The organism is Methanosarcina sp. UBA5, assembly GCF_002505485.1.
Taxonomy (GTDB): domain Archaea; phylum Halobacteriota; class Methanosarcinia; order Methanosarcinales; family Methanosarcinaceae; genus Methanosarcina.
In genome coordinates, this window is sequence record NZ_DAVG01000120.1 from 1 (window position 1) to 3,571 (window position 3,571).

General features: G+C 37.9%; 1 pseudogene. It reads right to left on the reverse strand.

The annotated features are described in order from the left end of the window. Nucleotides 1-631 (reverse strand): annotated as a pseudogene (locus BP621_RS15015) (hypothetical protein); the annotation flags it as partial. Nucleotides 632-3,571: the final 2,940 nt, after the last annotated feature.

Below are 3,571 nucleotides of genomic sequence, written 5' to 3' on the forward strand. Positions count from 1 at the left end.
CCTTGTCTTCGAGCACGGTTTCCAGGCTATTTTTCTCATACTTGATATTCTTTATATAGAAGTCGGATACATCTACTTTCTTTACTTTCTCTTCTCTTGATAAGATTCCGCTCTTTGACCATATAGGCAAAGTGAGGTTTTGCAGGTCTTTTACCTTCAAGGTGTCCTGTGTGAAAAGAAGTTCAAACTCATACTGCAGATTGTCAACAAAGCCAACCTGCTTTCCCCTTAGCGTTTTATCCTCTATGAAGGCATAACACACATTTTGGGCTCCATAGATGCTATCTTCAAAAAAGGGATCAAGGGTTGAGAGTATCCTTGTATTAAGTTGCTGCACTTCCATTAAGTCCAGTTTATTCTCCCTGTCGAGTTCGGCAAGTTTTTCGTTTTTCTTTGCCAGCGCCACGCTTGAGGAGGTTTCAAGAGTTCTCTCTATGACCTCACGAATTTCAGCTGCATCTACACCGGCTGCGCGAGTCTCAATACAGTCCCTCATTTCCTTCTCAAACAAGTCTATTTCTTGAATCCTTTTTTCGAAGATTGCAAGCCTTTCTCGGTTTTCATTTTTTATTGTAATAGCTGATTTTTCCAGAGGTATAACTTCCTTTGAAATCGCTATAAAATCCTGCATATCCTGAATAAAGTCTCTCTGAACTGGAAGATCGGTAGAATTCTGAAAAGTATATCGAATTTTAAGACCCCCATTCTTTCCGCATAAAAAAATGTTTTTATTTAATTTATGTTTTGTTACATTTTAAGTTTACCAGCTTTGACTTCGAATAAAATAATGCGGTTTCTTTTTCTCAGAAGTTTCTTTATTTCAGGACTTAAAAAGCCTATAAAATCTCTTTCGAAACAAAACTTTTTAATTTCTAAATCTTCTACAATTTATTCCTTCTATATTCAAATGTTATATTTTTAACGCCAAATTATCTAATTTTTACTAAAAATTCCAATAAATAATCAAACTTTTGGTTCAACAATCTAAACAATTTTTATTAATATGCATCAAATTATTTTTTAGCACTAATTAAATTTAATTATTCTATTCTGTCAGAAAGATTTATATCAGTTATTGTGCAATCTTAGCTATATTATCATCCTAAGATAATATACACAGATATGCACCCTGCATTAAAATCAAAAGTTTGCAGTCGGTGGAAATTTAGCTCACGATAAATTTCCACTTTTCGATAACATGTGCATGTCTTATGTTCAGAGCTGTCTAGTCAGCACTGATGCAAAAATGGGTTATCAGCCTCCCTGAGCAGCAAGAACCAGTGAGGTTAATACTTGCCGCATCAGGATCAAATGTTACCCCACTTCTACCAAAAACGATTTCGGAGAAGCGTTGGGTTTCTTGTCTACCGAACAGATAGAAACAATATCAATTTAAATATCAATCTAATTATATAGAGGGGGTTGGGTTGAGAAATAGGGGCAAACTGTGAATTTCGATTATCAAACAGTATTTATTTATTTAATACCTGAGATATCAACTAGCTCATTATTTATATACTGTTTGTCGAAACCGTTTTAATAGCTGGGATCTGCTATATCTTTCAACTTACAAATATTACTAAAAAAGATCTATTCAATGTTTAAACTGGAAGAAAATTGGATATTTGCGGAATCTAGGTGTAAAATATGAAACAAAGATTGATACTATTTAGTGCACTGCTAATTACGTCCCTTTTACTAGGGGTAGCAAGTGCTCAAGAAAATGATTTAGGCATTAATATCACGCACAACGGAACCGATAATTTATTCAAACCTGGAGACGTTGTAAATATCACTGCCGATTTCAATAGATCTGTTGATCAAGCTACTATATCGATTAACAATTCTAGGTCCACTTTTGAAAATAATGTGTCGATGACACTAATAGGTGAGAATGAAATAGGCGGTAATTCCTTTGGATATGACTATGAGATTCCATATGGAATAGTAATTGAGCCTTTGGATCTAAATATCTCCGCATTTAACTCCTCAATCGAGGGTAGTAAAATTGTGGATAATGCATTTGTGTTTAATGTTAATGACTATTTAGACATTGGTGTTAAACTCAATAGAACTGGTAATTTAAGACCCGGGGACATTGTAAATATCACTGCGGATTTCACCAAGCCGGTCGATCACGCCAATATATCTATTAGCAATGGTTTACCCAGAGCTAGCAATGTAAACGTAGGCGCTAGTTTGTTGGATAATGAGCCAATGGACAAAATAGATGATGACACCTTTGGTTATGACTATGAGATTCCAGAAGATATAAGCGGTCCTCTGGATATGGACGTATCTGGCTTTGACGAGAATGACAATCTGCTGGGCGACGACTCTTTCCCTGACGAATTTGGAGTTGATGATTCATTCATAACGATAATTAGCCCTACCTCTGAGTTTGTTGGCAAAGAGTGTGTCGACTTTAACTTTACAGCATACGATGCATCCTATCAGTCTGGAAGTCAACTTAGCTACACTTTCTATCTTAACGGTATCTCAAAGAGTAGTGGGACTATAACTGCTGGCCAATATAAACAACTTGAGTTTAATTTGGATGACGGCAATTATACCTGGGAAATTAAAACCAGGGACAGTGACGGACAGACACACACAACCGGCTCTCGTACTCTGTATGTGGACACTAAATGTCCTAGTGTAAAACTTAATTCCCCTCAAGATTGCTACAAAGAGATAATAGGTCCTACTCAGTTTAATTTCACCTGTGAAGATGCTTTAGCTGCTCAATATAGTGATCTTGATCTGTCATACCAGCTGTATATAGATGGAGAACTTGCTGACAACTTTTCTAATAATGGAGATGAGTTTTCTGGGAGTGCGAAGTCTGGACAATCCATAGTTAAGGAACTTGAACTTGCTGACGGTGCTCACAACTGGTCGGTTTATGTTGAAGACGGAGCTGGAAACAACGCTACAAGTGAAGTCAGGAAATTCTATGTGGACCTTAACGGGCTTACAGTGAGCCTCGCTTCTCCTGATGGAAACCAATATGTTCCTGCGAACCCGATGTTCAACTTTACTGTTACGGGAAATACGGGAGATATGGGAAATAACTGGGATGAATCCGAAATACCAGCAGGAGAAGGGCTACCTTTCAACTACAAACTTCTCGTTGACGGTAAAGAAGTAAAGGCAAGTTGCTGCGACTGCGACTGTGACGGAGAAAATGACTGTGACGAAGGAAATAACGGAGGAGATAATGGCTGCGTGAGCTGCTCTGAAGGAAATTGCGACGGAAATTGCTTCGTTGTCGGTAAAACCAACTATTCCATAAAAGCTTCGGTAGCAGATGGAGTTCACAAAAACTGGACAGTAATTATTACTGACAGTACAACTGGTAAAACCTACCAGCCCTCTGTAAAATATTTCTCAGTTGACAGTGTTGCTCCGGCTTGTGTTGCAAACCTTAATGTTGAAGATGCACTTGGTCTCACTGACTGGCGGTATGTGGTAGATTATCCCGGGCTGATGGTTAGCTGGAATGCAAGCACTGACAAAGATCTTGCCAGTAAGGACCCATATGAGGTTTATATCAGCACATCTAAGCCAA